The organism is Marmoricola sp. URHA0025 HA25, assembly GCF_054059435.1.
Map to the genome: position 1 here is coordinate 1337796 of NZ_JBSSCD010000001.1, position 23944 is coordinate 1361739.

Here is a 23944-nt window from a genome sequence, read left to right on the forward strand (position 1 = left end):
GGGCGCTCGCCAACTAGCCTTGGCCCGTGGCGGACGCTCCGATCGGCATCTTCGACTCCGGCTTCGGTGGCCTCACCGTGGCCCGGGCCGTCATCGACCAGCTGCCGCACGAGTCGGTGCTGTACCTGGGCGACACCGCGCGCCAGCCCTATGGGCCCAAGCCGATCGGTGAGGTGCGCGAATATGCGCTCGAGTGCCTCGACCACCTCGTCGACCAGGGCGTGAAGATGCTGGTGATCGCGTGCAACTCGGCCAGTGCCGCGATGCTGCGCGACGCGCGCGAGCGGTACGACGTACCGGTCGTCGAGGTGATCCTGCCCGCGACCCGTCGCGCGGTTGCCGCGACCCGCAGCGGCCGGATCGGCGTGATCTGCACGCGCGCGACCGCCGAGTCGCTGGCCTACGAGGACGCGTTCGCGGCGGCTCCCCAGGTCACGCTGACCACGCGGGCCTGCCCGCGCTTCGTCGAGTTCGTCGAGCAGGGCGTGACGGGCGGGGAGGAGCTCCTCGCCGTCGCGCACGAGTATCTCGACCCGCTGGTCGCGGCAGGCGTCGACACCCTGGTGCTCGGGTGCACCCACTACCCGCTCCTCACCGGTGTCATCTCCTACGTGATGGGTGACGACGTCACGCTGGTCAGCAGCGCCGAGGAGTGCGCGAAGGACGTCTACCGCGTGCTGACCGAGCGCGGACTGGAGCACGACACCGACCTCGCGCCCGTCCACCGCTTCCTCACCACCGGCCAGCCCGAGGAGTTCGGCCGGATCGGACAGCGCTTCCTCGGCCCTGAGCTGCAGAGCGTCGCCCAGTTCACGGGGGGTGGCTGGGTGATGGCACCCGAGCTGGCGGGGGAGACCGCGCCGTGAGGCTGACCGTGATCGGGTGCTCGGGCTCCTATCCCGGGCCGGACTCGCCCGCGAGCTGCTACCTGCTCGAGGCCGAGCACGCGGGGCGCACCTGGCGGCTGCTGCTCGACCTGGGCAACGGCGCGCTGGGCGCCTTGCAGCGACACATCGACCCGGTGACCGTCGACGGTGTGCTGCTCTCGCACCTGCACGCCGACCACTGCCTGGACCTGTGCGGCTTCTACGTCCTGCGCAAGTACCACCCCACCGGTCCGCAGCCGCGGGTCCCGGTGTGGGGACCGCTGGGCACCGCCGTGCGGATGGCCAAGGCCTACGACCTGGACGAGGACCCGGGCATGAACGAGGAGTTCGAGTTCCTGCCGTACGCCGGTCCGATCCTGCTCGGGCCGTTCACGATCACGCCCGCCAAGGTGGCCCACCCCGTTGCGGCGTACGGGCTGCGGGTCGAGGCCGACGGCCGCACCCTGGCGTACTCCGGCGACACGGGCACCTGCCCGGCGCTCGTGGAGACCGCTTCCGAGGCCGACCTGTTCCTCTGCGAGGCGTCCTTCGTCGAGGGCCACTCGAACCCGCCCGATCTGCACCTCACCGGTGCCGAGGCGGGCCGGATGGCGACCCTGGCCAACACCCGCCGGCTGCTGCTGACCCACGTGCCGCCCTGGTTCGACGGCCAGGTGATGCTGCGCGAGGCGGCCGAGACCTACGACGGACCGCTCGAGCTCGCGGTGCCCGGCAAGACCTACGAGGTCTGACCGACGGCGGGTCGAGACCCGATCAACCCGCCAGCCCCGCATCGTGCACGCACAGGGCGATCTGGACCCGGTTCTCCACCTGCAGCTTCATGAACAGCCGGCCGATGTGCGCCTTGACCGTGGGGATGCTCAGGTAGAGCTCGCCGGCGATCTCGGCGTTGCTCAGGCCCCGCCCGACGGCGAGCGCGACCTCGTGCTCGCGCTCGGTGAGCCCCTCCAGCCGCTCGCGCGCCTCCCGGCTGCGCCCGGGCGCGCGGGCGGTGACCTGCTCGATGAGGGTCGCCGTGACGCTCGGGGAGAGCATCGGCTCCCCGGCCGCGACCTTGTGCACCGCGTCGACGATGTCTTCGGGCGCGGTGTCCTTGAGCAGGAACCCACTGGCTCCCGCGGCCAGTGCGCGCAGCACGTAGTCGTCGGCGTCGAAGGTCGTGAGCACGATGACCTTCGGCGGGTCCCTCCGTGCCGCCAGCTCGGTGGTGGCCTCGATGCCGTCCATGACCGGCATCCGGATGTCCATCAGGACGACGTCGGGCTGGTGCGCGTCGACCGCCGCGAGGCCCTCGCGGCCGTTTGCCGCCTGCGCGACGACGTCGAGCGTGCTGGCGCCGCCGAGGATCAGGGCCAGGCCGCTGCGCACCAGCGGGTCGTCGTCGACGATGAGGATCGTCGTCAGGTCGTCCACGGCAACCAGCCTCGCAGGGTGAAGGAGCGGTCGGTCTCGTCCACGCTCAGCGTGCCGCCGGTGAGCGCGGCCCGCTCGCGAAGGCCGACCAGTCCGAGCCGTGAGCCCGGCGTCGCGGGCCGGTCCGGGCCGACCGGCTTGGCGTTGCCGACGATCACGGTGAGGCCCCGGTCGGGCTCACCGTCGAGGTTCACCGACACGTGCGTGCCGGCCGCGTGCTTGCGGGCGTTCGTGAGCGCCTCCTGGATGATCCGGTAGACGGTGCGCCCGACCTGCTCGCTGGGGCGGGAGCCGTTGAGGCCGTTGGTGTAGTCGACGACCATCCCGCTGCTCCTCGCCTCGTCCATCAGCGTGTCCAGGTCCAGCAGCGTCGGCTGCGGCCGGTCGGGGACGCCGTCCTCCCCGCGCAGCATCCCCAGCACCTGGCGCAGGTCGGTGAGTGCCTCGTGGGCCTTGGTCTGGATCAGCCGGGCGGTCTCGCGCACCTGCTCGGGCGGGAGATCGGTGCGATAGGCCAGCGCGCCGGCGTGCATCGTCACCAGCGAGATCCGGTGCGCGAGCACGTCGTGCATCTCGCGCGCGATCCGCTCGCGCTCCGCGGACTGGGCGTTCTCGACGCGCAGCTCCTGCTCGGCCTCGGCCTGCTGCGCACGTTGGCGCAGCGTCCAGACCAGCTCGCGCCGGGAGCCGACGTACATGCCGAGCGCGACGATCGCGACGGTCACCACGACGTTGAACGTGAACGAGACCCAGGCCGGGTCGCCGTTGTCGGCCGCGGGCTGGTACTCCAGGTAGATCTGGCCGATGGCAATGTTGAGCAGCGCGATCGGGACGACCTGCCGGAGGTTGCGGCGGGTGCACAGCGAGACCACGGCGAGGACCGCCGGCCCTGCTGCCGACATCGAGAACAGGCCGAACAGCGTGAGGACGAGCGCGACCGACACCGGCCAGCGGCGGCGGTAGAACGCCAGCCCGACGGAGACGACGCCTCCCGCGAGGTCCAGCCAGAACCACCCGTTCGGCCACTCGTGGGAGGCGATCTCGCCCCAGGCGAGACCCGAGATCACCAGGGCGAGCGCGGTGCGCCACACGTGACCCCACGGGGTCACGGGAGGGTTGTAGTCCTCCGGTCCGGGCTCGAGCACGTCCCAAGGCTAGGGACCACGGGCGCAGGCAGCCAGAGACCCTGGCAGCAAGGGTGCCTACTTTGGTCGGGGCAGGCACAGCCGCAAAGCGGATGCGCCCGACAGTGCGCACCCGCGAGGATCGGCGTCATGATCACTCTCGAGCGAGTCTCCAAGACGTACGGCGGCTTCACGGCCGTGGACGACGTCTCCTTCACGGCATTGCCGGGGCGGGTCACCGGGTTCCTCGGCCCGAACGGCGCCGGCAAGTCCACGAGCATGCGGATCATGGTCGGGCTCACCCACGCCGACCACGGGATCGCGACGATCGGCGGCCACAAGTACGCCGACATCCCGAACCCGGGCCGCCACGTCGGCGTGCTCCTCGACGCGTCGGCCCAGCACGCCGGCCGGACCGGCCGCGAGGTGCTCGCGCTCAGCGCCATGACGATGGGGCTGCCGGAGTCACGGGTCGACGACATGCTGGAGCTCGTCGGGCTCACCGAGACCGAGTCCCGGCGCAGGGTCCGCAACTACTCCCTCGGGATGCGGCAACGGCTCGGCATCGCGAACGCGCTGATGGCCGACCCGTCCGTGCTGATCCTCGACGAGCCGGCGAACGGCCTCGACCCCGCGGGCATCCACTGGATGCGAAGCCTGCTGCGCGGCTACGCCGAGCGCGGCGGCACCGTGCTGCTCTCCTCGCACCTCCTCCACGAGGTCGAGATGATCGCGGACGAGATGGTCCTGATCGGCCGGGGCAGGATCGTGGCCCAGGGCACGAAGGCCGAGCTGCTCCAGACCAGCGGCACCTTCGCGCGCGCCGAGCATCCGCAGAAGCTCGCCGCCGCCCTCGAGGAGGCCGGCATCAAGGCCGTGCCTTCCGGTGACGGCGGCCTGCGAGCCGAGACCGAGCCCATCGACGTCGGCCGGGTCGCCGCGGCGGCAGGAGTGGTCCTCGCCGAGCTGAGGCACGCCGAGGGCGAGGGCCTCGAGGAGCTCTTCCTGCAGCTGACCGCGGACGACGCCCGCGAGATCGTCACCACCGAAGGAGTACAGCTGTGAGCGCCACCGCAACCCCCGCTGTCGGACTGGATCTCTCCACCACCACCCGGCCGCCGATGTCACGGCTCGTGAAGGTCGAGCTGCGCAAGATGGTCGACACCCGGGCCGGGATGTGGCTGCTGATCGCGATGGCGGCGATCACGGTCGTGGCGTCGACGATCTTCGGGCTCGCCGGCCACGACGAGGACCGGACCTTCTCCAACTTCATGCAGTTCGCCGGCGCGCCCCAGGGCATCCTGCTCCCGGTTCTCGGCATCCTGCTGGTCACCCAGGAGTGGAGCCAGCGCACGGCGATGGTGACGTTCACCCTGGAGCCGCACCGCAGTCGCACGCTCGCGGCCAAGGTGTACGCCGCTCTGCTGCTCGGCGCGGCTGCCCTTGTCGTCGCGGTCGGTGTGGGTGCCCTGTCCACGGTGCTCTTCGGCGGCACCGACCCGTGGCGCGAGGTCGGGGCCATCGACATCTTCAAGTTCGCCATCCTGCAGTTCAGCGGCATCCTGCAGGGCCTTGCGTTCGGCCTGCTGCTCCTCAACAGCGCGGCCGCGGTCGTCGTCTACTTCGTGCTGCCGACGGCCTTCTCGATCCTGTTCAACACCGTCCCGGCACTCGAGAGCTCCGGCCCGTGGATCGACTTCGGTACCGCCCAGGGACCGCTCGGCGACGTCGGCAACCTGACCGGCAAGGAGTGGGCGCAGCTCGGGGTCACCGCGACGATCTGGGTGATCATCCCGTTCATCGCCGGCCTCTGGCGGATGCTGCGCGCCGAGGTGAAGTGAGCGGCGGCTGAGCTCCGGGCGGGTGGTGTCGGGCAGATTTCGGCGCCACCCGCCACGGTGTGCTCAGCTCGCTCATTCTCGTCAGGGGACCCACTGCCTGGGAATGATCCGAACGGACCAGAACAGTCGGCCGAACGGACGTTTCTCCCCGGTCAGTCCTTCAGTAGCTGTAGCCCCACGCCGTTGCGTTGCCGAAGGCGTACGGCACCGGCGGGGCGTCGCCCTTGTGCGCCGCGCAGAACGTGTCACGCGGCGTCGTGGAGGACAGCAGCGGCACGTAGGCCTCGGTCGTCACCAGGCTCTGGGCGATCGCGTTCGCGTCGGACTCGATCTTCGCCGACACGAGCGCACGCGCCTCGGGCGTCGGCGCGGAGACCAGCGCCTCTGCGTTGCGCCAGGCGTTCTCGCGCCAGTCCGAGACCATCTGGAACAGCGTCCAGTTGGCCAGCCCGTAGGCGTCCTGCGAGTCGTCCATGGTCGAGTCGAACCGGGCCGCGAACTCGGCGATGAGCGGGGCGGTGGCGTCGTACAGCCAGGCCTCGACGGCGTCGTAGTCGGGCTTGCGCGACGACCCGTCCGGGGCGACCAGGCCGACGGCGGCCATCACGTAGGGCAGGTCCCGGTTGATGTGCGCGTTCATGCCGAGCAGCAGGTCGCCCGAGCCGCTGACCTTCTTGCTCTTCGCGGCGTCGAAGGCGGTGAGCCACGCCTGCGGCACGCTCGCACGGTTGCCGCCGCTCCAGTTGTAGTAGGCGTCCGTGTAGTACCTCGCGAAGACCGCGTCCACGTGGTTGAAGTACGGCACGTCCTGGTAGTAGCCGGGGATGTCGCGCGTGTAGCCGTAGAGCTGGGTCATCCGGACGTAGGCCCGGGCGAACACCGCGTTGTGGCTGCAGCTGCTCGCGGTGTCGTCGGCGATCCGGCTCTGCTCCTTCAGCGTGCCCTTCAGGCAGCTGGGGCGACCGGCGACGCAGTCGTTGTCGCTGGTCGGCACGTACTGGTCGGTCCACCCGGCCAGGTACGACGACCACGGCACGTAGGGCAGCAGGCTGTCCGCGTGGGCTGGACCGGCGACCGCACCGGTGGCCAGCAGCGAGGTGACGAAGGCCGCGGAGACTACTCCGACGACGGCCCGCGCGCGGCGCAAACGAGAAGATCTGAACATCTGGCTCCCTCCCAAAAGCAGCGTTCGGCGCTCATTCTTGATCGCAGGTGGCCCGCCTGTCTCCAGTGGTCTAGTTCAAGGTCCCTACTGGTCTGGTCCGGCCCTGCACTGTCTAGGCTCAGCCCCATGACACGTGCAGACGGACGGGCCGACGACGAGCTGCGTCCCATCAGGTTCACCCGCGGATGGCAGGACCATCCGGCCGGTTCGGTGCTCGTCGAGTTCGGTCGCACGAGGGTGCTCTGCGCGGCCTCGGCGTCGGTCGGCGTGCCGCGCTGGCGCAAGGACTCCGGACTCGGCTGGGTCACCGCCGAGTACGCGATGCTGCCCTCCGCGACGAACACCCGCTCCGACCGCGAGTCGGTGAAGGGCCGCATCGGCGGCCGCACGCACGAGATCTCACGTCTCATCGGCCGCTCGCTGCGCGCCGCGATCGACTACAAGGCGCTGGGGGAGAACACCATCGTGCTGGACTGCGACGTCCTGCAGGCCGACGGCGGCACCCGCACCGCGGCGATCACCGGCGCCTACGTCGCGCTCGCCGATGCCGTGGCGCACCTTCGCGACAAGGGCGCACTCGCCGGCGACCCGCTGGTCAGCTCGGTGGCTGCCGTGTCGGTGGGCATCATCGACGGCGCCCCACGGCTCGACCTCCCCTACGAGGAGGACGTCCGGGCGGAGACGGACATGAACGTCGTGATGACCGGCGACGGCAAGTTCATCGAGGTGCAGGGAACCGCAGAGGGTGTGGCCTTCGACCGGGCCGAGCTGGACGCGCTGCTCGGGCTCGCCGAGAAGGGTTGCGCCGACCTCACCCGCCTCCAGCAGGAGGCACTCTCCACCGATGGTTGAGCCCGTCGAAACCAGCGTCGACGCACCCGTGCAGGTCTTCCTGGCGTCGCGCAACGCCAAGAAGCTCGGCGAGATGCAGCGCATCCTGGGCGCCGCGCTGCCCGACCTGGAGGTGCTCGGGCTCGACGACGTCGTGGAGTACGCCGAGCCGGTCGAGGACCAGCCGGACTTCGCCGGCAACGCACTGGTCAAGGCTCGTGCGGGCCACCGGGCCACCGGCTTGCCGACGCTCGCCGACGACAGCGGCCTGTGTGTCGACGCCCTCAACGGGATGCCGGGCGTGCTGTCGGCTCGCTGGTCAGGACAGCCGCGGGCTTCCAGGGAGCTGGCCGATGAGCGCAACAACGGGCTGCTGCTCGACCAGCTCGCCGACGTACCGGAGGAGCGCCGGGGGGCGGAGTTCCGTTGCGCCGTCGCCTTCGTGCACACGGGACCGGACGGCACGGTGGTCGAGCAGGTCATCGACGGGGTCATGCGCGGCCGGGTGATCCGCGAGCTCAGGGGCGAGGGTGGGTTCGGCTACGACGTGCTCTTCGTCCCGGACGACCAGGACGGCGAGCTCACGTCGGCGGAGATGACCGCCGAGGAGAAGGACCTGATCTCGCACCGCGGGAAGTCACTGCGGAAGGTCGCACCGATCGTGGTCGCGGCCTTGTCACCGCGCCCCGGTGGTTGAGCCTGTCGAAACCCGTGCGCCCGGAGAGACTCGAACTCTCACTGAACGGCCCCTAAAACCGTCGCCTCTACCAATTGGGCTACGGGCGCGCTGGTCGAGTCTAGGAGGCGAGCCCGAGGTCCCGGCGCAGCTTCGCGACGTGCCCGGTGGCCTTGACGTTGTACTGCGCGAGCTCGATCTTGCCCGTCTCGTCGACCACGAAGGTCGAGCGGATCACGCCCTCGACGGTCTTGCCGTACAGCTTCTTCTCGCCGTAGGCGCCGTACGCCGTCATCACGGATCGGTCCTCGTCGGCGGCCAGCGTGATCGTGAGCCCGTCGCGGGCCCTGAACTTGGCCAGCTTCGCCGGGTCGTTGGGGGCGATGCCGACGACCGTGTAGCCGGCGCCCTCCAGCGAGGACAGCGAGTCGGAGAAGTCACAGGCCTGGGTGGTGCACCCGGGGGTCATCGCGTTCGGGTAGAAGTACACGATCACCTTGCGGCCACGGAGGTCCTTCAGCGACACGGTGCCACCGTCGTCGGTGGGGAGGTTGAAGTCGGGAGCGGCGTCACCGGGCACCAGTCTGTCAGCCATGGGGCACACGGTAACGTTCCCTCGAAGCAGACCGGACGAGGAGTGGGCGTGGGCGACAGGAACCTCAGCGCGATCGAGAGCGACATCGAGATCACCCGTGAACGGCTGGCCTCGACGATCGACCAGCTCGTCTACCGGACCAGCCCGAAGACGATCGCCAAGCGCGAGGTCAACCAGATCAAGGGTTACTTCGTGGACCGCTCCGGGGCCCCCCGCACCGACAACATCATCAAGGTCGTCGGCGGGGTGGTCGGGGTCGTGGTGGTGTTCGGGCTCATCCGCAAGATGGTGAAGTGACCGCGGCGGCCGTGACCAAGCGCAGCACCCCGTCGGCCGCCCCGACGGAGAAGACCCCGATCCGGATGCTGCACGACCGGGTGCTCGTGGCCCTGGACCGCGAGCCGGGCGAGCGCAAGTCCTCCGGCGGGATCCTGATCCCGGCGACCGCGGCGATGGGTGGCAGGCGCCTCGCCTGGTGCCGGGTGGTCGGCGTCGGCTCGCTGGTGCGGTCGGTCCAGGTCGACGACCGGGTGCTCTTCGATCCCGAGGACAAGGCCGAGGTCGAGGTCAGCGGTGAGATGTACGTCGTCATCCGGGAGCGGGACATCCACGCCGTCGCGGCCGACCGGCTCGGCGACAGCCCCACGGGCCTCTATCTCTGAGGCTGCGCCGGGGTCGGCGCCCGCGGAGCATCCTTGCCCGAAGGCGCGCTCGGGGCACTCCCCGGCTCTGCGTCGGCGGCGAACTCGACCCGGAACGTGGAGCCCGCGCCGTAGACCGACGAGGCACTGATCCGGCCGCCGTGGAGCTCGGCGATCGACTTCGCGATGGACAGCCCCAGGCCGCTGCCCGGCACAGCGGCTTCGCGGGCCTGCGCTGCCCGGAAGAACCGGCTGAAGAGCATCTCCTGGTCGGCCTCCGGGATCCCGATGCCGTTGTCCTCGACCTCGATGACCGGTCCGGTGTCGTTGACGGGAGGCACCAGTCGCAGCGTCACCCGGCCGCCGTCGAGGGTGAACTTGACCGCGTTCGTGGCCAGGTTGATCACCAGGCGCTCGAGCTGGCCGGCGTCGCCGGCGATCACCACCGGCTCGTCGGGGACCACGAGCTCCATCTGGAGGTCGCGTCGCAGCAGCGCCGGCCGGACGATCTCGTCGGCCCGGCGCATGACGGTGACCAGGTCGACGCGTCCGACCACGCGCGGCCGGTCGAGGTTCTCGATGCTCGACAGCGTCAGCAGGTCGTCGATCAGCGCCAGCAGCCGGCGGCTGTTCATCTCGACGCGCGACAGAGCCAGCGACTGCTCCTCGCTCGGTGCGCCGTACACCCCGTCCATGAACATCTCCAGGTAGCCCACGATGTTCGTGATCGGGGTCCGCAGCTCGTGGCTGACCGACGACACGAGGCGGTCCTTGACCTGGTCGATCTCGGTGAGCCGGCGCACCGCCTCGCGCTCGGTCTCCAGCGCGCCCTCGAGCGCATTCTGGGTGTCCAGCCTGTCGGTCACGTCGTCCGCGGTCACGACGTACCCGGTCAGGACGCCGTGCTCGTCGGTCACCGGGCTGATGATCATCGACAGCATCCGCGCGACGCCGTCCTTGCGGATGAACTCGACCTCGCGCGCCGTCCCCGGTGGCAGTGCCGCGGTCGCCTCGACGACGGCCACGTACGTCGGCTCGCAACCGAGCTGCCCGGCGTGCCGCAGCACCTCGGCAATCGTGTGGAACATCTCGGTGGACCGCCCGAACACGTCCTCCGGGCTGTAGCCGAGGATCAGCTGTGCGCCCGGGCTGAACAGGTTGATCCGGCCGTTGCGGTCGGTCCCGATGATCGCGATGCCGCGCGCGCTCTGCACGAGCCGCTCGCTGCGCGCACGCTCGCGCAGCACCTCCGCGGCGCTCCGGCGCTGCGCGCCGACCGCCATCGAGAACGGGATCGTGACCATCGCGCACGCGATCAGGAACGCCTCGAGGGGGAGCGTGGCGAACTCAGGGTCCAGGATGCCGATCACGTCGGTGTCGGCGAACGGGCCGTACCCGGAGTTCGTGAGCGTGCTCGCGATGACGCCGACGGCGACGAGCTGCACCATCGCCTCCCGCATCGGAGCACGTAGCGCCATCCACCCCAGCCCGGGGATGACCAGGAAGGCCAGGCTCGGCATCTCCGTGGGGAGGAAGGCCACAGCGGTCACCACCAGGGTGTTCACCCAGGCTGCGACCTGCTCGGTGCGCCCCCACTCGCCGATGTGGTGCGTGGGCTCGCGGAACAGTCCGACGACGACCAGCTGGACCGCCGTGTGGGTGACCAGCGCGGCCAGCCCCACCTTCCAGGGAGTGCCGAAGGACGCGAGTGCGGAGACGCCGGTGAACGCGAGCGCGCCGACGACGGCACCCGCGACGCACCCGAGCACCATCCTCGCGAAGTCGCTGTTGTCCCGGAGCGCCAGCCGCCGCGTCCATCCGGCGGTCACGACCTGCTGGACCAGGAGCGCCTCGATCGTCACTCCGAGGCCGTAGCCGCAGGCGACCCCGACGGGGTAGCCGCCGACCGCGAAGCTCAGCGCGCCCAGCAGCGCGATCGCTGCCGTGACGTACGGCGCGAGCCGGCGGGCGCTGATCAGGAACGCCCCGGAGGCGAAGCCGACCGGCCACATCGCCCCGATGTGGGCCGTCGATGGAGCGGAGTCGACCGAGGTGACCCCGAACACGAACATCAGGCCGAGCACGGCGCCGAGGCGCATCGCGGCCTTGCTGTCCATGCCAACCCCCAACCGGTCGGACCTAGGGTAGACACATGGCAGCCCGGCCGCTCGTCGCCGACGGGTTCGAGGCCTTCACGCCCGAGCACTGGGCGCTCCTGGCGCTGCTCGTCGCCGGCGCGGTCGCCCTCGGCCGGGTCGGTGCCGGTCATCGTGGATCGCCGACGGAGGAGCGGTTCCGGCGTCGCTTCGCGCTCCTGATCCCGGTCTTCACGGTGCCGTTCCAGGTGCTCCAGCTGCTGCCCGGCGACTTCACGCTCGGGACGTCGCTGCCGCTCCAGGTCTGCGACCTCTCGTGGATGGTCGCGGTCTGGGGGCTCTGGACGCGCGACCCGCGGGCGGTGGCGCTGCTCTACTTCTGGGGACTCACGCTGACGGTCCAGGCCGCGATCACTCCGTCGCTCGAGCAGACCTTCCCCGATCCCCGTTACTTCATGTTCTGGGGCATGCACTTCCTGACCATCTGGGCCGCCGTCTACCTCGTCTGCCTCGCCGGGGGACCGGGCTGGCGCGGATACCGCCTCGCGCTCTGGGTCACCGGACTCTGGGCGGCCGTGGTGCTCGCCTTCAACGCGGCAACGGGCACCAACTACGGTTACCTCTCCCGCAAGCCGGACACCTCCTCCCTGCTCGACGTCCTGGGGCCCTGGCCGGCGTACCTCGGCGTGGAGGTCGTGATCCTCGCCGTCGGCTGGGCGCTGATGACGTGGCCGTGGGTCGCCGCAGGCCGGACCGCGCCGGTACGACCGAGCGCCGGAGACCGCCCCCCCGGGCAGTGGCTCCGGCGCTCGATCCCCCCAGGTCTCTCAGCTCGTCCGGCGCCTCCGCCCCACGCCGACGAGCACACCGCCGGCGAGGAGGCTGCCGAGGCCCGCGGTCAGCAGGAGCGGTGAGACCGGGCTGCCCGCCTCGGGAAGCACCTGTGCGGCTCCGGGTGCCAGAGCGCCGTGAGTCTTGTGGGCACCGACATGCGACCCGGCGACGGCAGTCGACTCGCCCGTGGGTGTGGCGGCGACGAGCTGGCTGCCTGCCGGCGCCGGTGCGGCGCACGCCTCGGTCGCCGGCTGTGCAGGGCTCAGCTCCACCTGCTCCACCGAGCCCGGGCTCTCGATCTCGGTGCTCTCCGGCCGGTCGACGACGACGACCCGGGAACCGTCGACCTGCGTCCAGCCGTCCCCGGCCGGCGCCGTCGCCGAGGTCCCACTGGTCTCCTCGTTCACGACGTCCTCGACCCGTGAGGCGCCGGTCGCCGTGAAGCCATCGGGAGCCTCTTCCGCCCAGACGGTCTCGACGACTGCGGGGACCTCCCTGGTCGAGGCCTTCGTCCAGCCGGTGCCCGCGGGTACGTCGTCCCCGGTCGTCGTGGTCGTCTCGGCGGGTCCGACGACGCGGGAGTCGAGCGGACCGGTCCAGCCGGCGCCCGGCGAGGAGTCCGACCAGCGGAGCTCGACATGGGAGATCTCGGGGACGGCGGGGACGGCGGGAGTCGCCGGCTCGTCGACCACCCAGACCTGCCGGGTCACAGCCTCGGTCACCACGTCCTCGCGGGTGGCGCCTGTCCGGGTCCAGCCCTGTCCCTTGTCGTCGCCGTCGTGCTCACCGTTCCAGCCGGCGTCCTCCCACCGGGTCCTCCCGGTCTGCTGCTGGACGTACTCGAACTGCGTGACGGTGACGGCCGGGGTGACCACCACGGTCTCGAGGTGGCCGCGCTCGTCGGTGCCCGCGACTGCATCGACCGCCTCCTGGTCCACGACCTCGAGCGACCACGAGAACTCGAGCCCGCCGGGCCGGACCCAGTCGGTCTCCGTGTGGGCAGCCGCGACCTCGCGGGAGTACTCGTGCTCGAACCTGGTCAGCGCTCGCTGCCAGCGCCACTCCTCGTGGGTCAGGGCAGGGACGACCTGCAGCACCGGCTCGCGGACGAGCGTGCCGTAGGTCGCCGGCACCTCTGGCTGCCCGCACGGGCGGTCGACACCCTCGGCGCCGAAGGCGGCCGGCGTCGCGAAGGTGAGCGCTGATGCCACGGCGGCGGAGGCGAGGCTCCCGGCGAGGAAGCGGGTGTTGCGGCGCATCTGGTCCTGCTCTCTGGTCCTCCGAGACTCGATGCCCGGATCAACGCGGCCGCAGAACGGAAGTTATGCGACAAATCACCATGAACCCCGGTGGTCTAGATCAAATAGACTGAAATCGCCCCTGGTCGGCTCGAGCGGCGAGGACAACGGCTCGCCAAATTGGTACTAAAACGGACAATTGCGGCGTAGGCTGAAGGCACCACCACCGACTCGCGAGGGACGATCGATGTTGCGTTGGCTCCGCCGTCTGCTGATCGCCGGCACCTGCACGCTGCTGCTGTGTGGCGGGCTGCAGGTTGCCGCGAGTGCCAGCACGGCACGCGTCTCCGGCCTGCACGTGGGTGCCCAGGACCGGTGCGCCGGGAGGCTCCACGTGAAGTGGCACGCCGTCAGGGGTGCGTCGTACCAGGTGCGCTGGGCGGCGTCGAAGCACGGGCTGGGCTCTGCAAGCCCGCTCGGCGTGCGCCGCCACGCTGCCTCGATCGGGCCCGTCTCGGTGGCCGGCACGACCTACATCCAGGTCCGCGCCGTGCGCCACGGCAAGGCGGGTGCGTGGTCGAAGACAGGGAAGGGGCGGTTCAGCTCCTCCCGGTTCGCGCAGCCCTGCGCGCTCTCCGGCACCGGTGTGCCGGGCGGCGTCCAGTTCACCTGGGCCGCGAGCTCGGGTGCCGTCGGCTACCGGGTCCAGTGGGCAGCAGCTCCGCACGGCGTCTGGCCCGAGACCCCCAGCTTCGTCACTGGCTGGCTCTCCGGCGCGACCCGCAGCTCGGCCTTCCCGGTCTCGGCGACGCCGCAGCCGGGAGACCACATGCTCGGCGTCGCGTACGCCAACCCCGTGTGGGGCCAGCTCCAGGCGCGCAACGCCAGGGGCTCGGTGCGCCACTCCGACGGCTGGGTGCCGGTCTTCCCTTCGGTTCCGGACCCGGGCACCGGCGACCTGCTGCGGGTCGGCAGCTACAACGTGAAGCTCGACCCGACCGGCTCGAGGGCGCAGGCGATCGCCGAGAACATCCGCAGCCACGGCATCGGGGTGGCCGCGCTGCAGGAGTCGAACACGGCGTCCGTGCAGGCGATCGCAGGTGCGCTCGGCGCCGAGTGGGACTACGCCCCCAAGGGCGTCAGCTCGCCCCAGGGCATCGTGTTCCGCAAGACGTCGTACCGGATGCTGGGGAACGGCGCGTTCCCCGTGCGCAACCCGAAGCAGCCGTCGGTGCCGATCAACACACCCTGGGCGCTGCTGCAGCCGGTCAACGGCTCGGCCACGAGCCAGGCGTTCTACGTGGTCTCCGTGCACGTCACCGAGGACGACGCCAAGCCGGTCGGGGCCCGCAAGGGGGACGCCGGCCTGATCGCCCAGGACGTGATGAACAACGTCAACGCGCTGAACACGCTCGGCAGGCCGGTCATCGCAGCAGGCGACCTGCACTACCTGCGCGAGCCGTTCGGGGACGTGGCCGGCCAGGTCGAGGCTCCGCCCACGTTCGTCCGCGGCGGCTACTACGACGCGATGGCCGCGGTCAGCAAGGCGAACATCGACTACCCGACCTTCAACGGCGGTCAGCACGAGGACGTCGCGCAGACGGGTGTCTCGCCACGGGCGGACTACATCATGCTCAAGGGCTTCCGCAGCAGCAACGCGTACGTCAACGTCGCGAACTGGACGTACGGCGGGTCGATCCCGTCGGACCACAACCTCGTGTACGCCGACGTGACGGTGCCGTTCGCGCCGTAGCCCGACGCGGCGCAGTAGCGTCGTCCTCCCGTCCCCGGATCGCCTCGGGAGGTGCCTTGCTGAACGGCTTCGTGCTCGTCGGGGGCTGGCCGGCGTCGGGGAAGACGACGCTCGCCCATGCCCTGGCGGCCCGGCTCGGCCTGCCCTCCCTGTCGAAGGACGAGGTGAAGGAGTCCCTGATGGACGCCCTCGGGGCACCTCGATCCGTCGAGGAGTCGCGGCGGCTGGGTGTCGCAGCCGTGCATGCCGTGCTGCGGCTGGCCGGGGCCTGCCCGGGAGCGGTGGTCGACAGCACCTGGTACCCCTACGCGCTCCCGCTGGTCCGCCGGCTCCCCGGGCCGGTCGTCGAGGTGCGCTGCCGGGTGGACGAGCTGCTCGCCCGGGAACGCTTCCAGGGCCGGGAGCGGGACGGCCGCAATCTCGACGAGCTCCGCTCCGACGAGGAGCTCTGGGGCTCGGACGTGCCGCCGCTGGGCGTCGGTCCGCTGCTGGAGGTGGACACGACAGGAGCGGTCGACGTCGACGGACTGGCCCGGCAGATCGAGCAGCTGCTGGTCACGCCGCGCGGGTAGGCAGGTCGTCTCTGCGGCGTACCGGCGTCCGTTCATGCCCCGTTCAGGTAGCGACGCGTACGGTCCCGCGGGTGGATCACGTGCTTGCAGTCGACGCTCAGGGCATCTCCCGGTCCTTCGGACCGGTTCGTGCGGTCGTGGACGTGTCGCTGGAGGTGGCACCCGGGGAGGTCTACGGGGTGCTCGGCCCCAACGGTGCGGGCAAGACCACGCTGCTGCGGATGCTCTTCGGCCTGATCCGCCCCGACGCCGGCACCATGCGGATCTTCGGCAGGACCTGGGACGAGGCGGGAGTGCACACCCTGGACGGCGTGGCCGGGTTCATCGAGAGCCCGAAGTTCTACCCGTACCTGACCGGGCGGAAGAACCTCTCCGGGCTCGCGGCCCTCGACGGTGGGGACACCGCCAGTCGGATCGAGGAGGTCCTCGACGTCGTCGACATGACCGACCGCGCGGACCGGAAGGTCGGCGAGTACTCCTACGGCATGCGGCAGCGGCTGGGCGTCGCCGCGAGCCTGCTCCGGCAGCCGCAGCTCCTCGTGCTCGACGAGCCCGCCAACGGGCTCGACCCGGCAGGCATCCGCGACATGCGTGCGCTGGTACGCCGCCTCGCGAGCAGTGGCCTCACGGTGCTGCTGTCCTCCCACCACATGGAGGAGGTCGAGGAGATCTGCGACAACGTCACCATCATGAGTCGCGGCCGGGTGTCCTTCCACGGCAGCATCGCCGACCTCCGGGCAATGGCGCCCGATCCCGGCCACCGGCTCGTCACGACCGCCGATCAGGCAGCAGTCGCTCTCGCGGCCGAGCACCCCGACGTCACCGTGACTCGCGATGCCGACGAGCGCCTCCGCGTCGTGGGCCAGGAGCACGAGGTGTCGCGCTACGTGGCGGCCCTCGTCAGGGCGGGCATCGACCTGCGCGCGTTCAGCCCGACCGAGACACCGCTCGAGGCGCTCTTCTTCATGCTCACCGACGACACCGAGCACGCAGACGGCGGTCACCGCCACGGACTCGACGGAGTGGTGGCCCGATGACCAGCTCGACGACCCTCGACACCTCGAGCGAGACCGCGACCGCAGTGCCCGACGCGCGCCCGACTCCGGGGCTGCCCGCCGCGCTCGGCTGGGAGGTGCGCAAGCTCGTCGCGCAGTACCGCGCCCGCGCCGTGCTCCTCGGAGCGCTCCTCGGACCGGTCCCGGTGGTGGCCATCATCCACGCGCAGTCACGGCCCCCCAAGGACACCCTCTTCGGGCGGTACGCGACCACCAACGGGTTCTCGCTCGCCCTGCTCATCCTCGGCTTCGCCTGCCAGTGGGTCCTTCCCCTGCTCACCGCGATCGTGGCCGGCGACATCTTCGCCAGTGAGGACCAGCACGGGACCTGGAAGACCGTCCTGACCCGCTCGACCAGCCGGGCGAAGCTCTTCTGGGCAAAGGCGCTCACCGCGGCCGGCTTCGCGGTCGTGATGGTCGTGCTCCTGGCTGCCTCGACGATCGCATCCAGCGTGCTCATCGGCGGTCACCAGCCGCTGGTGGGTGCGTCCGGCCAGCTCATCGGCGCCCACGAGGCGCTCAGGCTCGTCTCGGCGAGCTGGGCCACCACGCTGGCACCGACCCTCGGCTTCACGTGCTTGGCGATCCTGCTCTCCATCGCGACGCGCAACCCTGCAGCCGGCATCGCGACGCCCGTCGTACTCGCCATGGTGATGCAGCTCGTCGGAGCGCTCGGTGGGATCGAGGCGATCCGGCCGCTGCTGCTCACCACGCCGTACGAGTCCTGGCACGGGCTGCTCGCGTCACCGCAGTTCACCGGACCACTCACCCAGGGGCTCGTCGTCTCCGGCGTCTGGAGCCTCGTCTCGCTCCTCGCCGGCTTCGTCATGCTCCGCCGCCGCGACATCACAGGAGGCTGACCGTGCGCCGCGTCATCATCACGATCGCGATCGCCCTCGCGGCCCTCGCCGGCATCGGCGCGGTCGCCGTGGCGACCGGCGACGGCAGCACCGTCACCAGGGCGCGTCTCGAGCGGGCCCTGCCGGTCGTCTTCGCGAACCAGTACGCCGAGCAGGCGAGACTCCTCGGCCACCCCGGCATCACCGCGGCATCGCTGCAGCCGGTCGCCATGTGCGACAAGCACGGTCCCGACGTCGCCGACGTGGGACCAGGCGCTGACTGGATCTGCCTGATGGGCTGGACCGACCCGAACGTGCCGATGCCGCCGGAGGGCTACGGGAAGTTCGAGCTCAACGTTCACAGCAACGACTGCTTCACCGCAGGCGGCCCGAGCAAGCTCGTCGGCTTCCAGACGATGACCGACAAGCAGGGCAACGACGTCAACAATCCCGTCTTCGAGTTCGACGGCTGCTTCGACCCGAACAGCGACAGCACGCCCACCGGGAACACGTTCCCCTCGGTCCTCAACGTCGCCAGCACGATCCTCCCGGTGAGCCCGGCCGGCAAGGTCGGCCTCCAGGTCACCTGTGGCACCGGTGCTCAGGGCTGCGCGGGCACCATCTCCACGGCGAGCGGGTCCACACCCCTGGGCACGATCACCTACAAGCTCAAGGAGGAGGCCACCGCGACGCTCGCGGTGCCCACCGCGGTCCCCGCCGACGCGAAGGACGTCACCTTCACCTTCACGCCTGCCACCGGGATGGCACCCCCGAGCGCCGCGACGATCCCGGTCCAGCGCTGACGGAGGACGGCCGCGGGCAACAGGGCGAGCTCGTGCCGACCCCGGTCGGACCGCCAACCAGCTGAGGTCAGCTCGAGCGACTTTGCCGAAGCCTCTGACACGAAGCGCGGACACCGGGCAGGATGCCAGACAGGTGCGTCCGGCCCATCCGGGCCCACGGGTCGCCGGGAGGGTCGGCCGATGATCACGTGCGGGGCCTGCGGCGCCACGGGGTTGCTCGAGGGCGCCCGCTTCTGCCACGAGTGCGGCGCTCCGACCGCGCAGCAGTGCGGCACCTGCGGCGAGGCCCTGCTGGCCGGCGCACGGTTCTGCAGCAGCTGCGGTGCCCCGTCGGCTGCTGGCGCGACCGTGGTGCCCCCCGTGCCGGAGTCCCGCCCGGTCGCGGAGCGCCGGGTGACCAGCGTTCTCTTCGGCGACCTCGTCGGCTTCACCACCGCCTCCGAGACGCGTGACCAGGAGGAGTCGCGGGAGCTGTTGTCGCGCTTCTTCGACGGCTGCCGACAGGTCGTGGGCCGCTACGGCGGGACGATCGAGAAGTTCATCGGCGACGCCGTGATGGCGGTCTGGGGAGTGCCCACCACCCACGAGGACGACGCCGAACGGGCGGTCCGCGCCGGCCTGGAGCTGGTCCGGATGGTCACCGAGCTCGGTGGGGACGTCGGTGCGGACGAACTGGCCATGCGAGTCGGCGTCGTCACCGGCGAGGTGGCCGTGACGATCGGTGCCGAGCAGCAGGGAATGGTCGCCGGAGACCCGGTCAACACCGCCTCGAGGGTGCAGTCGATCGCTGCCCCTGGCGAGGTGTGGGTCGACGAGACCACCAAGCTGCTCAGCTCCGCGGCGATCTCGTACGCCGACGTCGGCACTCACACGCTCAAGGGCAAGGCCGATCCGGTCGCGCTCTGGGCGGCACGCGCGGTGATCGCCTCGACGGGCGGTGCCGCCCGCGCCGACGGGCTCGAGGCTCCCTTCGTCGGCCGGGACCGGGAGCTGCGGCTGGTCAAGGACCAGTTCCACGCAACCGGGGAGAACGGCCGAGCGGCCCTGGTGGTGGTCGACGGCGAAGCCGGCGTCGGCAAGACCCGGATCGGCTGGGAGTTCTTCAAGTACATCGACGGGCTGGTCGAGGAGACCTACTGGCACCAGGGGAGGTGTCTGGCCTACGGGGACGGCATCGCCTACTGGGCGCTCGCCGAGGCAGTCCGGCTGCGCCTGCTGCAGCTCGCCGGCCGCGCCGGGGAGGACGATCAGACATCGGACACAGCGGCGACCAGCTCTGCGGACCTGGTGGCCGAGGGGCTGGCGGCCGTCGTACCTGATCCTGACGAGCGGGCGTGGCTGGCCGCCCGCGTCGGCGCCCTCCTCGCCGGCGGAGCCATCGGCAGCTTCACGCGCGAGGAGCTCTTCGCTGCCTGGGTGACCTTCTTCGAGCGGGTCAGTGCCGGCGACCAGGTGGCCTTCCTCGTCGACGACGCGCAGCACGCCGACGAGGGCATGCTCGCCTTCGTCGAGTACCTGCTCGAGGCGGCCACGTTCCCGTGCCTGGTCGTGCTGCTGACACGTCCGGGGCTGCTCGAGAGCCGCCCCGGGCTGGCCACCAACCGGCGTGCCGCCGTGCTCCACCTGGCTCCTCTCGAGCAGAGGGACATGGCGACCCTCGTCAACGGCCTGGTCGCGGGTCTGCCCGCGGAGGTGTCCGCGGCGTTGGTCGACCGCGCCGAGGGTGTGCCGCTGTACGCCGTGGAGACCGTGCGCTCGCTGATCGACCGGGACCTCCTCGTCCCTCGGGGCGGACAGTACGTCCTGGTCGACCCCGACCTGGATCTCGCCACGATCGGTGCGCCGGCGTCCCTGCAGACCCTGGTGGCGGCACGGCTGGACACCCTGGGGCCCGCGGAGCGCCAGGTGGTGAACCAGGGCAGCATCCTGGGCACGAGCTTCGAGACTTCCGGGCTGCGGGAGCTCTGTCCCGGCGTCGAGCTGGACACGGCCGTCGCCGAGCTCGTGCGGCTGCAGATCCTCACCCGTGACAACAACCGGCTCAGCGCCGACTACGGACAGCTCAAGTTCGTGCAGTCGGTGGTCCGCCAGGTGGCGTACGGAATGCTCTCCCGCCACGACCGCAAGGCCGGTCACCTCGCCGCTGCCCGCTACCTCCAGGAGCACCTGGAGGCCGGCACCGAGATGGACGCCGTCATTGCCCAGCACTACCTCGATGCGAAGGATGCGCTTCCCAACGACTCTGACGTCCCGGAGCTGGAGTGCGCGGCGATCGACCTGCTGTGCCACGCCGCGGATCGGGCGGCGTCCCTCGGAGTTCCCGAGGACGCCGCCGCTCACCTGGGCACGGCTCTGGGCCACGCGTCCGACACGCAGACCAGGGCGGACCTCCAGCGCCGGCTCGCCACCGTCCTGATCGACGCCGGTCGGTACTCCGACGCCATCGTCTCGGCGCAGGAGGCGACGGAGGCGTTCGACGCCCTCGGCAACGACGTTTCCGCCGGGCGGGCGGCGGCAGCATGGGCTCGGGCGCTCATCGTGGCCGGTGACCCGGCGTCCGGTCTCGACCTGGCCCAACCGCGATTCGACGTGCTGCGGGAGCGCGACGACGCCGACCGTGCGGCCCTGGAGCTCAGTCTGGCGGTCACCAGCGCACAGATGGGGTTGGGACTCGACTTCCGGGAGGGAGTTGACTTCCGGATGCGCTCGGCCGACCGGCTCGACGAACCAGGTCACCTGGCGGAAGCGCTCGCGGTGTTGGGCATCCACTACTCGACCACGGGGGCCTTCGGCGTGGGTCGAATCTTCCTCGAGGCATCTGCCCGTCATGCTCGCGAGCACCAGCTCCCGGGCGCACTGGCCCGGGCACTGGTCAACCTGGCGGCGTTCACGCAGTCCACGAACCTCGTCGAGGCGGCTGGATTCGCCCAGGAGGCCGTGGCGGTGGCCCAGAGGGCTGGGAACACCATGATGCTGGCCTCCGCCGAGGCCAACCTGGTGCTGGTGCTCTCTGGTGCCGGTCGGTGGACAGAGCTCGACGCTGCACTGGCCGACGCCAACGCGCTCCGGCGCTCCACGTTCTCCGACACCGCCTACGTGCCCCAAACCCTCGCAGCCCTGGATCGGTCGCTGACGCCGCCACCGAGCGACACCCGTGGGGACAGGAGCAGCGAGGCGCTCGCAGACCGGTCGTGGTACCTCGTCGGTGATGCCGCGGACGCGCTCGTCATGGACGACAAGGTGACCGCATTGGCCCGCGCCGTCGAGGCCACGCGGATCATGCGTGACCTGGGCGGGGCGTACGACGACTTCTTCCACGCCTTCGGTCTGGCCGTGAACCTCGCTGCGGATCTGCGCGATCCCGAGCGGTACTCCGAGCTGATCGAGCTGGTCGATGGGGTCGCGTCACCGGTTGCGGTCCAGGCCTACGCCGTCCGGCTGCGCGGACTGCTCGCCGCCACCGACGGCAGCCCGGCCGGTCAGGCCGAGACCGCACTGCGGGAGGCCATCGACCTGTTCGAGCAGTGGGGATCGCCACCGGAACGCGCACGCACCCAGTGCGAGCTCGCCCTCTTGCTCACGGCTGAAGGCAGGTCCGATGAGGCGGACGAGCTGCTTGCGGACGCGCGCAGGACGTACGAGGAGCTGGGGGCGAGTGGCCGGCTCCAGGCGCTCGCCGCTCAGAGCGAGGTCGCGCGCTAGTCGGAGACCGCGGACGGCGGGTCAGCCGGCCTTCGACGTGGACGAGTCGGCGAATCTTCCCGAGAGATCGTCTGGTGCGCCATCAGGGACTCGAACCCCGAACCCGCTGATTAAGAGTCAGCTGCTCTGCCAATTGAGCTAATGGCGCGCGACGCGGAACATTACCAGCCACGTCGGGCCGATCTGAAATCGAGGGATCACCGCGAGGCGAGCACTGCCTGGGCGGCATTGTGGCCGCCCAGCCCGCTGACCGCGCCACCCCGTCGGGCACCCGATCCGCACAGCATCACCGAGTCGGTGTCGGTCGCCACGCCCCACTGCTGGGCCGGTGTCACCAGCGCCTCCCGGTTGCTCGCCCACGGCCAGGAGAGGTCCCCGTGGAAGATGTGGCCGCCGGGCATGGCGAGGTCGGCCTCGACGTCCTGGGGGATCTTCGCCTCGACGCACGGTGAGCCGTCGGGGGCCGACATCACGCAGCTCATCAACGGCTCCTCGAGGTGGCGGTCGATCGCCGCGATGGCACGCCGGACGGCCTCCTCCTTGCTCGCCACGGGGTCGTCGGCGAACACCGACTCGGGCAGGTGCAGCCCGAAGTACGTCAGCGTGTGCGCTCCGGTGGCCGCGAGGTCACCGAGGATCGACGGGTCGGTGAGCGAGTGGCAGTAGAGCTCACCGGGTGGCACCGCGGGCAGCCGACCGCCCGCCGCTTCCTCGTACGCCGACTCCAGGGCGGCGTACTCCTCGGCGACGTGGAACGTGCCGGCGAACGCCTGCGCGGGATCGTGGCCCGACTTCAGCCCGGGCAGCCGGGAGAGCAGGAAGTTGATCTTGAGCTGCGACCCCGCGGGCTTGGTCTCCGGATCCGGCTCCCCACCCATCAGGATCCGCAGGACCCACGGCGCGACGTTGCCCAGGACGGTGCGCGCCCGGACGCCGTGCTCGCGGGTGCCGTCGTGCCAGGTGACCTCGGCGCCGTCATCCCCTGCGGCGATCGCACTGACTCCGGCAGAGGTGAGCAGCTCCGCGCCGGCCGCCTGCGCGGCCCGGACGAGCGCATCGGTGACCGCCCCCATGCCTCCGACCGGGACCCGCCACTCTCCCGTGCCGTTGCCGATCAGGTGGTAGAGGAAGCACCGGTTCTGCACCAGCGAAGCGTCCCGGGTGCTCGCGAAGGTGCCGATCAGCGCATCGGTGGCGACCACGCCGCGCACGAGGTCGTCGGTGAAGCGGCTCTCGACCAGCTCGCCGATCGGGCGCTCCACGAGCCCCGCCCAGACCGCAGGATCGACGCCCGCGGCCATCTCGCGGGCGGTGACCAGCGGCTGGGTCAGCGTCGGTGCGACCCGGGTGGCGACCTTGGCGACGTCGGCGTAGAACGACCGCCATGCGTCGTACTCGCGGTCGTCGCCGGTGAGTGCCCGGAAGGAGTCCCGGGTGGCCCGGCCCTCGTCGTGCTCGACCAGCAGACCGAGGTGGCGCCCGGCCCGGATCGTGGGGGAGTACGACGCGGTGGCCCGGGACCGCAGGTCCACGTCCAGGTCGAGCTCGCGGGCGATCGACTCCGGCAGCAGCGAGACCAGGTAGGAGTAGCGGGACAGCCTGGCGCCGGTCCCGGGGAACGCCTCCGCGCTGACCGCGGCGCCGCCGAGGTGGTCCAGGCGCTCGAGGACCAGGACCGACATGCCCGCCCGAGCGAGGTACGCGGCCGCAGTCAGGCCGTTGTGCCCGCCGCCGACGACCACCACGTCGTAGCTGTCCTTGGCCGGCCTCATGCGAGGAACCGTAGTCGGATCCGGGCGCTGACGGCTGCACCGGCGCACCCGGACATAACGGAACGGTCTGGTCAGTCGTTGTCCCGGCAACCGAGGCATGGGGGTGC

23 protein-coding genes and 2 tRNA genes are annotated in these 23944 nt (G+C 71.0%); 15 read left to right on the plus strand and 10 right to left on the minus strand.

Features of this window, described 5'->3' with window-relative positions; genetic code table 11:
• The first annotated feature begins 26 nt into the window (after window positions 1–26).
• Window positions 27–866, plus strand: a complete 840-nt coding sequence (gene murI, locus ACVW00_RS06545; RefSeq protein ID WP_457110098.1) for a glutamate racemase — start codon at window positions 27–29, stop codon at window positions 864–866.
• Entirely contained in the window at window positions 863–1618 is a 756-nt protein-coding gene (locus ACVW00_RS06550) for an MBL fold metallo-hydrolase (protein ID WP_457110099.1), read from the plus strand. The genes murI and ACVW00_RS06550 overlap by 4 nt, the downstream gene beginning before the upstream one ends.
• A 22-nt stretch (window positions 1619–1640) precedes the next feature.
• Here the strand turns inward: ACVW00_RS06550 and ACVW00_RS06555 are convergent, their stop codons facing one another.
• On the minus strand, window positions 1641–2291 hold the full coding sequence (locus ACVW00_RS06555) for a response regulator (RefSeq protein WP_457113079.1): 651 nt from the start codon (window positions 2289–2291) through the stop codon (window positions 1641–1643).
• Complete coding sequence (locus tag ACVW00_RS06560; RefSeq protein WP_457110100.1) at window positions 2288–3445, minus strand: sensor histidine kinase; 1158 nt, start codon at window positions 3443–3445, stop codon at window positions 2288–2290. Before ACVW00_RS06560 ends, ACVW00_RS06555 begins: the two co-directional genes overlap by 4 nt.
• Window positions 3446–3574: 129 nt before the next feature.
• Here ACVW00_RS06560 and ACVW00_RS06565 point away from each other — a divergent pair, with 129 nt between their 5' ends.
• Window positions 3575–4489: an ABC transporter ATP-binding protein gene (locus ACVW00_RS06565; RefSeq protein WP_457110101.1), complete on the plus strand. Its 915-nt coding sequence runs from the start codon at window positions 3575–3577 to the stop codon at window positions 4487–4489.
• A complete protein-coding gene (locus tag ACVW00_RS06570; RefSeq protein ID WP_457110102.1) occupies window positions 4486–5265 on the plus strand; it encodes an ABC transporter permease in 780 nt (259 codons plus the stop codon). The genes ACVW00_RS06565 and ACVW00_RS06570 overlap by 4 nt, the downstream gene beginning before the upstream one ends.
• A gap of 160 nt (window positions 5266–5425) precedes the next feature.
• On the opposite strand, the gene ACVW00_RS06575 is transcribed toward ACVW00_RS06570, so the two are convergent.
• Window positions 5426–6430 carry a DUF5995 family protein gene (locus ACVW00_RS06575; protein ID WP_457110103.1) on the minus strand — a complete coding sequence of 335 codons (1005 nt, stop codon included), beginning with the start codon at window positions 6428–6430 and terminating at the stop codon, window positions 5426–5428.
• A 126-nt stretch (window positions 6431–6556) separates the two neighbouring features.
• Here ACVW00_RS06575 and rph point away from each other — a divergent pair, with 126 nt between their 5' ends.
• Both rph and ACVW00_RS06585 read left to right on the plus strand, forming a co-directional pair.
• On the plus strand, window positions 6557–7282 hold the full coding sequence (gene rph / locus ACVW00_RS06580) for a ribonuclease PH (RefSeq protein ID WP_457110104.1): 726 nt from the start codon (window positions 6557–6559) through the stop codon (window positions 7280–7282).
• Window positions 7275–7958: a non-canonical purine NTP pyrophosphatase gene (locus tag ACVW00_RS06585; protein WP_457110105.1), complete on the plus strand. Its 684-nt coding sequence runs from the start codon at window positions 7275–7277 to the stop codon at window positions 7956–7958. The genes rph and ACVW00_RS06585 overlap by 8 nt, the downstream gene beginning before the upstream one ends.
• 15 nt (window positions 7959–7973) lie before the next feature.
• On the opposite strand, the gene ACVW00_RS06590 is transcribed toward ACVW00_RS06585, so the two are convergent.
• Window positions 7974–8047, minus strand: a tRNA-Leu gene (locus tag ACVW00_RS06590).
• Window positions 8048–8058: 11 nt separating this feature from the next.
• Entirely contained in the window at window positions 8059–8532 is a 474-nt protein-coding gene (gene bcp / locus ACVW00_RS06595) for a thioredoxin-dependent thiol peroxidase (protein ID WP_457110106.1), read from the minus strand.
• Between the two features lie 48 nt (window positions 8533–8580).
• Here bcp and ACVW00_RS06600 point away from each other — a divergent pair, with 48 nt between their 5' ends.
• Window positions 8581–8829, plus strand: a complete 249-nt coding sequence (locus ACVW00_RS06600) for a DUF3618 domain-containing protein (RefSeq protein WP_457110107.1) — start codon at window positions 8581–8583, stop codon at window positions 8827–8829.
• Between the two features lie 65 nt (window positions 8830–8894).
• Window positions 8895–9194, plus strand: coding sequence for a GroES family chaperonin (locus ACVW00_RS06605; RefSeq protein WP_457113080.1), 300 nt, complete (start codon window positions 8895–8897; stop codon window positions 9192–9194).
• On the opposite strand, the gene ACVW00_RS06610 is transcribed toward ACVW00_RS06605, so the two are convergent.
• Window positions 9185–11290, minus strand: a complete 2106-nt coding sequence (locus tag ACVW00_RS06610) for an ATP-binding protein (protein ID WP_457110108.1) — start codon at window positions 11288–11290, stop codon at window positions 9185–9187. The two genes, ACVW00_RS06605 and ACVW00_RS06610, sit on opposite strands and share 10 nt — an antisense overlap.
• 35 nt (window positions 11291–11325) lie before the next feature.
• Here ACVW00_RS06610 and ACVW00_RS06615 point away from each other — a divergent pair, with 35 nt between their 5' ends.
• Entirely contained in the window at window positions 11326–12183 is an 858-nt protein-coding gene (locus tag ACVW00_RS06615) for a YwaF family protein (protein WP_457110109.1), read from the plus strand.
• Here the strand turns inward: ACVW00_RS06615 and ACVW00_RS06620 are convergent.
• Window positions 12097–13362, minus strand: a complete 1266-nt coding sequence (locus ACVW00_RS06620) for a hypothetical protein (protein ID WP_457110110.1) — start codon at window positions 13360–13362, stop codon at window positions 12097–12099. The two genes, ACVW00_RS06615 and ACVW00_RS06620, sit on opposite strands and share 87 nt — an antisense overlap.
• A 675-nt stretch (window positions 13363–14037) precedes the next feature.
• Window positions 14038–14292 carry a hypothetical protein gene (locus ACVW00_RS06625; protein ID WP_457110111.1) on the minus strand — a complete coding sequence of 85 codons (255 nt, stop codon included), beginning with the start codon at window positions 14290–14292 and terminating at the stop codon, window positions 14038–14040.
• Between the two features lie 280 nt (window positions 14293–14572).
• On the opposite strand from ACVW00_RS06625, the gene ACVW00_RS06630 reads away from it, so the two are divergent.
• The 6 genes from ACVW00_RS06630 (at window position 14573) to ACVW00_RS06655 (ending at window position 22065) form a co-directional block, all read left to right on the plus strand.
• Window positions 14573–15094 (plus strand): hypothetical protein, encoded by a 522-nt coding sequence (locus ACVW00_RS06630; RefSeq protein ID WP_457110112.1) that lies wholly within the window; start codon window positions 14573–14575, stop codon window positions 15092–15094.
• A 56-nt stretch (window positions 15095–15150) separates the two neighbouring features.
• Window positions 15151–15666 (plus strand): AAA family ATPase, encoded by a 516-nt coding sequence (locus tag ACVW00_RS06635; protein ID WP_457110113.1) that lies wholly within the window; start codon window positions 15151–15153, stop codon window positions 15664–15666.
• A 71-nt stretch (window positions 15667–15737) separates the two neighbouring features.
• Window positions 15738–16703, plus strand: coding sequence for an ABC transporter ATP-binding protein (locus tag ACVW00_RS06640; RefSeq protein WP_457110114.1), 966 nt, complete (start codon window positions 15738–15740; stop codon window positions 16701–16703).
• Window positions 16700–17581: an ABC transporter permease gene (locus ACVW00_RS06645; protein WP_457110115.1), complete on the plus strand. Its 882-nt coding sequence runs from the start codon at window positions 16700–16702 to the stop codon at window positions 17579–17581. The genes ACVW00_RS06640 and ACVW00_RS06645 overlap by 4 nt, the downstream gene beginning before the upstream one ends.
• Before the next feature lie 2 nt (window positions 17582–17583).
• Window positions 17584–18363, plus strand: a complete 780-nt coding sequence (locus tag ACVW00_RS06650) for a hypothetical protein (RefSeq protein WP_457110116.1) — start codon at window positions 17584–17586, stop codon at window positions 18361–18363.
• A gap of 180 nt (window positions 18364–18543) precedes the next feature.
• Window positions 18544–22065 carry an adenylate/guanylate cyclase domain-containing protein gene (locus ACVW00_RS06655; protein WP_457110117.1) on the plus strand — a complete coding sequence of 1174 codons (3522 nt, stop codon included), beginning with the start codon at window positions 18544–18546 and terminating at the stop codon, window positions 22063–22065.
• Window positions 22066–22137: 72 nt separating this feature from the next.
• Here the strand turns inward: ACVW00_RS06655 and ACVW00_RS06660 are convergent.
• Both ACVW00_RS06660 and ACVW00_RS06665 read right to left on the minus strand, forming a co-directional pair.
• Window positions 22138–22213: transfer RNA gene (locus ACVW00_RS06660), tRNA-Lys, on the minus strand.
• A gap of 49 nt (window positions 22214–22262) precedes the next feature.
• Window positions 22263–23837, minus strand: coding sequence for a phytoene desaturase family protein (locus ACVW00_RS06665; protein WP_457110118.1), 1575 nt, complete (start codon window positions 23835–23837; stop codon window positions 22263–22265).
• Window positions 23838–23944: the final 107 nt, after the last annotated feature.

What these genes read in the sequence shown, in the direction of transcription:
- ACVW00_RS06610 (WP_457110108.1), bottom strand. Translation starts at nt 11,290, where the DNA reads ATGGACAGCAAGGCCGCGATGCGCCTCGGCGCCGTGCTCGGCCTGATG.
- ACVW00_RS06575 (WP_457110103.1), bottom strand. Translation starts at nt 6,430, where the DNA reads ATGTTCAGATCTTCTCGTTTGCGCCGCGCGCGGGCCGTCGTCGGAGTA.
- ACVW00_RS06645 (WP_457110115.1), top strand. Translation starts at nt 16,700, where the DNA reads ATGACCAGCTCGACGACCCTCGACACCTCGAGCGAGACCGCGACCGCA.
- ACVW00_RS06585 (WP_457110105.1), top strand. Translation starts at nt 7,275, where the DNA reads ATGGTTGAGCCCGTCGAAACCAGCGTCGACGCACCCGTGCAGGTCTTC.
- rph (WP_457110104.1), top strand. Translation starts at nt 6,557, where the DNA reads ATGACACGTGCAGACGGACGGGCCGACGACGAGCTGCGTCCCATCAGG.
- ACVW00_RS06665 (WP_457110118.1), bottom strand. Translation starts at nt 23,837, where the DNA reads ATGAGGCCGGCCAAGGACAGCTACGACGTGGTGGTCGTCGGCGGCGGG.
- ACVW00_RS06655 (WP_457110117.1), top strand. Translation starts at nt 18,544, where the DNA reads ATGATCACGTGCGGGGCCTGCGGCGCCACGGGGTTGCTCGAGGGCGCC.
- ACVW00_RS06620 (WP_457110110.1), bottom strand. Translation starts at nt 13,362, where the DNA reads ATGCGCCGCAACACCCGCTTCCTCGCCGGGAGCCTCGCCTCCGCCGCC.
- ACVW00_RS06615 (WP_457110109.1), top strand. Translation starts at nt 11,326, where the DNA reads ATGGCAGCCCGGCCGCTCGTCGCCGACGGGTTCGAGGCCTTCACGCCC.
- bcp (WP_457110106.1), bottom strand. Translation starts at nt 8,532, where the DNA reads ATGGCTGACAGACTGGTGCCCGGTGACGCCGCTCCCGACTTCAACCTC.
- ACVW00_RS06565 (WP_457110101.1), top strand. Translation starts at nt 3,575, where the DNA reads ATGATCACTCTCGAGCGAGTCTCCAAGACGTACGGCGGCTTCACGGCC.
- ACVW00_RS06605 (WP_457113080.1), top strand. Translation starts at nt 8,895, where the DNA reads ATGCTGCACGACCGGGTGCTCGTGGCCCTGGACCGCGAGCCGGGCGAG.